The organism is Kitasatospora sp. NPDC002965 (assembly GCF_040611255.1).
Taxonomy (GTDB): Bacteria; Actinomycetota; Actinomycetes; order Streptomycetales; family Streptomycetaceae; genus Kitasatospora.
The window spans coordinates 1-6,540 of record NZ_JBEXNT010000239.1; the positions used below are offsets into that span (position 1 = coordinate 1).

Annotated in this window: 7 protein-coding genes; 5 read left to right on the forward strand and 2 right to left on the reverse strand. The window is 75.0% G+C overall.

Going from position 1 to position 6,540, the window contains the following annotated elements; all coding sequences use genetic code 11:
• Window positions 1–113: 113 nt before the first annotated feature.
• A complete protein-coding gene (locus ABZY91_RS40955; protein ID WP_355409218.1) occupies window positions 114–1,487 on the reverse strand; it encodes an MFS transporter in 1,374 nt (457 codons plus the stop codon).
• Window positions 1,488–1,869: 382 nt separating this feature from the next.
• Between ABZY91_RS40955 and ABZY91_RS40960 the strand changes: the two genes are divergently transcribed.
• From ABZY91_RS40960 to ABZY91_RS40975, 4 genes are all read left to right on the forward strand, one after another.
• Complete coding sequence (locus ABZY91_RS40960) at window positions 1,870–2,214, forward strand: WhiB family transcriptional regulator (RefSeq protein WP_329881339.1); 345 nt, start codon at window positions 1,870–1,872, stop codon at window positions 2,212–2,214.
• A 211-nt stretch (window positions 2,215–2,425) separates the two neighbouring features.
• The gene (locus tag ABZY91_RS40965) at window positions 2,426–3,361 is read left to right on the forward strand and encodes a SigB/SigF/SigG family RNA polymerase sigma factor (protein WP_355409220.1); all 936 of its coding nucleotides are present in this window, start codon (window positions 2,426–2,428) and stop codon (window positions 3,359–3,361) included.
• Window positions 3,362–3,481: 120 nt separating this feature from the next.
• Complete coding sequence (locus ABZY91_RS40970; RefSeq protein WP_329881341.1) at window positions 3,482–3,874, forward strand: STAS domain-containing protein; 393 nt, start codon at window positions 3,482–3,484, stop codon at window positions 3,872–3,874.
• A gap of 139 nt (window positions 3,875–4,013) precedes the next feature.
• A complete protein-coding gene (locus tag ABZY91_RS40975; RefSeq protein WP_329881342.1) occupies window positions 4,014–4,493 on the forward strand; it encodes an ATP-binding protein in 480 nt (159 codons plus the stop codon).
• Window positions 4,494–4,573: 80 nt separating this feature from the next.
• On the opposite strand, the gene ABZY91_RS40980 is transcribed toward ABZY91_RS40975, so the two are convergent.
• Window positions 4,574–5,116, reverse strand: a complete 543-nt coding sequence (locus ABZY91_RS40980; protein ID WP_329881343.1) for a hypothetical protein — start codon at window positions 5,114–5,116, stop codon at window positions 4,574–4,576.
• Window positions 5,117–5,291: 175 nt separating this feature from the next.
• Between ABZY91_RS40980 and ABZY91_RS40985 the strand changes: the two genes are divergently transcribed.
• On the forward strand, window positions 5,292–6,540 hold a 1,249-nt coding region (locus ABZY91_RS40985; protein WP_355409223.1), incomplete at its 3' end, for an AfsR/SARP family transcriptional regulator.

Here is a 6,540-nt window from a genome sequence, read left to right on the forward strand (position 1 = left end):
CCACCGCGCGTGGCGGCGGCCCGGTCCCGGTGACCGGCGGTCCGTTCCGGTGCACCGGCCGCCGGGTCCCGGCGGTGGCTGCGGTCCCGACGGCCTCAGCGGTCCCGACGGCGTCAGCGCACCGGCTGCGGGGCGCGCTGCGCCCGGACGGCCCGGGTCTCCGACGCCGAGGCCGCGCCCAGGCCCGCCCCCCGGGTCTCCTCGGCCCACAGCACGCAGACCAGCAGGCCGACCGCGGTGACGCCGGCCGCGATCAGCATGGTCGGCCCGGTGCCGAGTCCGGTCAGCGACAGCGGCAGCAGGTAGGTGCCGACGGCCGCGCCGATCCGGCTCACGGAGGTCGCGACGCCGACGGCGGTCGCCCGGATCTCGGTCGGGAAGAGCTCGTTGGGGTAGGTCCAGTCGAGCACGTTGGGCCCGCCGCACAGGAAGGCGTACGCACACAGGGCGACGACGGCGACGGCGGCCGGGGCGGCCGGCCACAGGCCCAGCAGGGCCAGCGGGACGATCATCAGGGCGAACGACCAGATGATCACCGGACGGCGGCCCCAGGTGTCGATCAGGCGCAGCGCCGGGTAGCAGCCCAGCAGGAACACCAGGCTCACCAGGCCGGTGCCGAGCGTCTCCAGCACCATCCCGCCCGGCATGCCGAACGCCGCGAGGATCTGCGGCCCGAAGGTGAGCATCGCGAAGAGCGGTGCGACCTGGCAGAGGAAGAACAGCCCGCAGAACAGGGCCCGGCGCCGGTACGGCGGGGTCATCAGCAGGCGCAGTCCGGTGGCACGGCCGGGCTCGGCCGGCTCGGGCATCAGCTCGCGCCCGTCCACCCGGACGCCGAGGTGCTTCTCGACGACACGGACCGCCTCGCCGACCCGCCCGTTGGCGGCGAGCCAGCGCGGGGACTCCGGCGAGCCCCGGCGGATCACCAGGAACACCACGCACAGCACGGCCGAGCTGGCCAGCATCCACCGCCAGCTGCCCGGCCCCCCGATCCGCAGGAACAGGTAGCCCGTCAGGTAGGCGAGCACCGAGCCGGCGTACCAGGCGACGATCTGCTGGCCGAGCAGCCGTCCGCGCTGCTTGGCGGGCAGCCACTCGGCCAGCAGCGAGGTCGCGATCGGGTAGTCGGCGGCCACCGCCATGCCGAGCACGAAGCGCAGCAGGGTGATCGCCCAGACGGCGTCGACCCAGAAGGACAGGACCGAGCAGGCGATCATCACGAGCAGGTCGGCGGTGTACATCACCTCCCGGCCGATCCGGTCGGTCAGCACGCCGAAGAGCGCGCCGCCGACGAACATGCCGATCAGGGCCGCGGCTCCGATCAGGCTGACGTCGGTGGCGGAGAGCCCGAGCTCGGGGCGCATGCCGATGAGGGCGACGCCGACGATGCTCAGGATGTACCCGTCGAGCAGGGGTCCGCCGGAGCAGGCGAGGGCGAGCCTGCGGTGGAAGGCGGTATACGGGGCGTTGTCGATGGTGCGTGACATGGAAGTCGGGTCCTCCGGAGCGGACGGCGGTGCTCCCGCACCCCGTACGCCGGCGTAGACGACGGATAGGCGGGCCGCCCCCCGGGGGGAACGGCCCGCTCGCCCGGAAACCGACCGGGCGACCGTCCACAGTTGCCCGCCTTTCCGACCCGGCCGCGGGGGCGAAGGTCAGCACGGGAGAGGACGGAGGTCCCGAATCGGACGGGCCCTCGGCCCCTGCCGGAACGGCGCCCGCCCGGTCGTGACGGGCCGTTCGGGGGTGTCCGCGCCCTCCGGGCCGCGCCGTGTGACGCTCGACACCCCGTCGGTTCCCCCGGCCGGGCGGTCCGGCGGCCCGCGAGAGCGGCGGTTTACTCCCGGCGGGACGGGTCAGACGGATCCCATGAGCGACCGACCCCGCCGTCCCGGCGTCTTCGACCACCACGGGAGCTGGCAGACCCGCGCGGCCTGCCGGCACGCCGACAGCCGACTCTTCTTCCACCCCAACGGCGAACGCGGTCAGGCCCACGAGGACCGTGACCGGGAGGCCAAACGCGTCTGCGCCCACTGCCCCGTCAGCCGGGCCTGCCTGGAGTACGCCCTGCTGGCCGAGGAGGTCTACGGCATCTGGGGCGGGCTGACCGAGGCCGAACGCGCCGAACTCGTCCGGCCCTCCCGCCGCAGGACCGCCCGCCGAACGGCCACCCACGACAGGGCCTCCTCGCGCGGTTCCCACGACGCGGCGTAGCGGACGCCGCTTCCGCGGGCAGGCACCGCGGCGCGCGCCGTCGGCGTCCCGTGCGGCGCCGGGCACGCCGGGCACGCCGGGCACGCCGGGGGCGCCTCCCCGCACGAACCCCTCTCTCTCTTCACAAAATCATCACGCGACCGGGGGACATCACCCCGCCGGTCCCGGGTAGAGCCGTCCTCGTCATCGCGGAACCGATGAAAGGACCGACATGGCTGCGCCCAGTGATGCTCTCCTCGCCCCCGCCCCGGCGGCCGTCCCCGGCCGGGCCGGACGAAGGGGTGCCTCCCCCGTCACCGCCCCGCCCGCGCCGACGGCCGTCCGGCCGCTCCAGGACGAACGGCCGGCGCCGTACGTGCTGCCCGAGGTACCGGACCCGTCCGAGGTCGCCCCCGCCGACGCCCGCGAGCTGACCCGGGACCTGCTCCTGCGGCTCCGGGACCTGGAGGAGGGCACGCCCGAGTACTCGTACGTCCGGGGCACGCTGATCGAGCTCAACACCTCGCTCGTGCGGTACGCGATGCGCCGCTTCGCCTCCGGCCGCGAGCCCCAGGAGGACCTCCTCCAGGTCGGCACCATCGGTCTGATCAAGGCGATCGACCGTTTCGACCACAGCCACGGCGTGGAGTTCACCACCTTCGCGATGCCCACCATCCTCGGTGAGATCCGCCGGCACTTCCGCGACACCACCTGGGCGGTGCACGTCCCGCGCAGGCTCCAGGAGCTGCGACTGGCGCTGGCCAAGGCCCAGGAACGGCTCGCCCAGGGCCTCGACCGCGCGCCGACGGTGGCGGAGCTCGCGGAGGACCTCGGCCTCACCCAGGAAGAGATCATCGAGGGGCTCACCGCAGCCAACGGTCACTCCGCCGGGTCGCTGGACTCCTCGGCCGACCCCGACGCCGCGGACTCCCCGCTGCGGCGCCTCGGTGGCGTGGACGGACGGCTGGAACTGGTCGAGAGCCTGGTCGCGCTGAAGCCGCTGATCGCCGAACTGCCCGAACGCGACCGGCTGATCCTCTCGATGCGCTTCACCGAGGAACTCACCCAGTCCCAGATCGGCGCCCGCCTCGGCGTCTCCCAGATGCACGTCTCCCGCCTGCTCAGCCGAATCCTGAAGCGGCTCCGGGACGGCCTGGACGAGTCCTGAGACGGCCCGAGTCCCCGCCCGTCGCCGAGGCCGGGACCGCGCATCCCCCTGCGCCCCTGGCTGTACGGCCTCTCATCGGCGTAAGGTCACCGAGAGCATCCGGAGAGAAGGGCACGTACCATGCCAGCCCAGGACGACCAGTATCCGGTGGCCGCCCCGGCGGCCACCGTGCCCACCGCACCGGGCGTAGAGGTTCGCCTCGCCGGCACGGAGTCGGCCGTCTGCGCACTGAGCGGCGACCTCGACATCGACAGCCTCGCCCCGGCCGAGCAGGCCCTCACCGAGCTGGTGGCCCAGCGCCCCCGGCGGATGGTCGTGGACCTGCGCGAGGTCGGCTTCTGCGACTCCTCGGGGCTCAACCTGCTCCTGAGGGCGCGGCTCGCCGCCGGCAACGCGGACGTCGAGTTCCGGCTCGCCGCGCCGTCCCCGCAGGTCGCCCGGCTCCTGGAGATCACCGGAGCCGAAGCGGTCTTCTCCATCCACGAGACCGTGCCCGCCGCGCTTGCCTCCTGAGGCGCGGCCGGGCACCCTCCGTGCCCGCCGGGCCCCAGTGGCCCGGCATCCACCCCCAGGCGCAGGAATAACTCCGATGCCCCGGGGCAACCGATCAGACGACCTCTCATCACCCGTGCGAGGAAGGGGTGAGCGACCCATGGCGACGAGCCGCGGCGCGCTCGACGGCAGCCGGTCCGGGAGCGGCCGCCCGGCGAGCGGGCAGCGCCGGCGGCTTCGGCTGGCCGGGCTACCCAAACCGGTCGCCCGCTCCCGGGCGTTCACCGGCGAAGCACTGGCCGACTGGTCCTGGCTACGGCCCGAGGACGGCGTGGACCCCGACGTGGTCGACGACGTCGTCCTGCTCGTCGCCGAGCTGGTGGCCAACGCGATGATGCACGGCGGGGGCCCGCTGGAGCTGGTGCTCGACGCCACCGAGGCGCGTCTGCGGATCGAGGTCAGCGACGGGTCCTCGACCCTGCCGGAGCTCCGGCTGCCGCACCGGCCCGGAGTGCCCGGCGGACACGGCCTGTTCATCGTCCAGCGGGCGGCCGACCGCTGGGGCGCCGCGCTGCACGAGAGCGGCAAGGCGGTCTGGGCCGAGATCGACAGCCACCGGCTGGTGCCCGTACAGGGCTGACCGGCCGCCGGGGCGCCACCCGGACCGGGCGTGCCGTGGTCCGCGCCCGGGGCCGGACGCGCACCACGGCGCGGCTGGGGTCAGCTCCAGGGGTTGGCGGGCTGGTCGTTGATCGCGGTCCAGAAACGGGTGTTGTTCGGGATGTCACCGTAGGCCCAGAAGGTCCAGCCACCGGTCTGGGCGAGGTCCGGACCGTAGTGGCCGTCGTGGAACTCGGCCTCGCGCCACCCGGCACCGAACGTGGCCTGGCAGACACTGTCGGCCGCGCCGCGGCTGTTGAGGCGGCTGCCCTTCACCGGGCGGCTGAGCGCCACGGTGCCCTGGGCCCAGCCGTCGTAGAAGCCGATGCTGATGCCGGCCGGGGCCGGGCTGCCGTCCACGTTGAGGCAGAGCACGGGCAGCGAGACCGACGGCGCGGTGTCGCCGTAGTAGGCGTTGCTCGACGTGCCGCCGGGGCCCCCGACGTGGACCGTGTCGTCCGGCCCGTACCCGAGGACCTCCCAGGTCATCCCGTAGTGCGTGGCCGGCCCCGGGGCGGCGTTGGCCGGAACGGCGGTCAGCGGGACCACGACGGCCGCGGTGAGGGCCACCGCGGCAGCGGCGAGGCGCTTGGTGAAGGTCATGGCTGTGTCTCCAGAGATCGCAGGCAAGTAGTGGGAACGCCCCCGGCCTTTCATCGGCCCGGTGCGGGTTCGACCCTCTCAATCGACGGCACCGATCTGGCATGATCTGGTCATCAGACCGTCACCAAACGCGACGGCCTGACAGCGGTGTGCAGCGCCCTGGGGAGGGGAACGCATGGAGTTCGCGATTCTGGGACCGCTGGAGGTGCGGACCGGCACGGCCGGCAGGGTCCGGCTGGGGGGCGACCGGCAGGAGCGGCTGCTCGCGGCCCTGCTGCTGAACGCCGACGGCTCCGTCCCGGTGGCGCGGCTGGTCGACGCCGTCTGGGACGACCGGCCACCGGCCACCGCCGACCGCCAGGTCCGCAACCTCGCCGGGATGCTCCGCCGGCTCTTCGACCGGGCCGACCCCGGTGGCCCGGCCGTGCTGCTCACCGACGGCCACGGGTACCGGATCTCACTGGACGGCCACCGGCTGGACGCCCGGACCTTCGCCGACCGGATCGCCCGGGCTCGCGCCACCGCCGCAGGCGGCGAACCGGCCGCCGCGGCGACGGGCCTGCGGGAGGCGCTCGCCCTGTGGCGCGGCCCCGTCCTGGACGGGCTCCCCGGACAGCTGCTGGCGGCGGGCTCCGTCGCGCTGGACGAGCTGCGGCTGACCGCCTGGGAGGACTGTCTCGACCTGGAGGCAGCCCTGGGCCGGCACCGGGCCACCGTGCCGGAACTCACCGCGCTGGTGGCCGACCACCCGCTCCGGGAACGGTTCGTCGGGCAGTTGATGCGGGCCCTGCACCGCTCCGGCCGCACTGCCGACGCCCTCGCGGTCCACCGGCGGTTCGCCGGACGGCTCGCGGAGGAGCTGGGACTCGATCCGAGCAGCGAACTCCAGCTGCTTCACCTGGAGTTGCTCACCACCGGTCCGGGCCGTCCGGACGGGCCGCGCCCGGACGGCGGCGGGGCCCGAGGGATCCGCGGCGAGCGGACGGACGGCGGGGCGGGCGCCAGAACGACGGGTGGCAGAACGACCGGTGGCAGCGGGACGGGTGGCAGCCGGACGAGCGGGCACCGGCCCGCCGAGCACGGGACGGGCGGGCGCGAGCGCCACCCGGAAGCGACCGGGCAGGAGGCACCCGGCCGGTCGACGGCCCGGCGGGAGCGGGCGGAGCCGGAGCGTGCGGGGCCGGCGCGGACCGGGCGGGGCGGGGCGGGACGCGGCAGCGCCACGGCGGTGGGCACCGGCCGGGACGGCACCGGACACGCCGGGCCGGAGAGACCGGCCGGGTCCGTGCCGCGGCCGGCCCAACTGCCACCGCCGTCGGCCACGTTCACGGGCCGTGAGGCGGAGCTGGCGACGCTGGACGGGATCGCGGGGCTCGACCGCCCCCCGGCGCCGGACGCGCCCGCCGGGCAGGCGGGCACCGCAC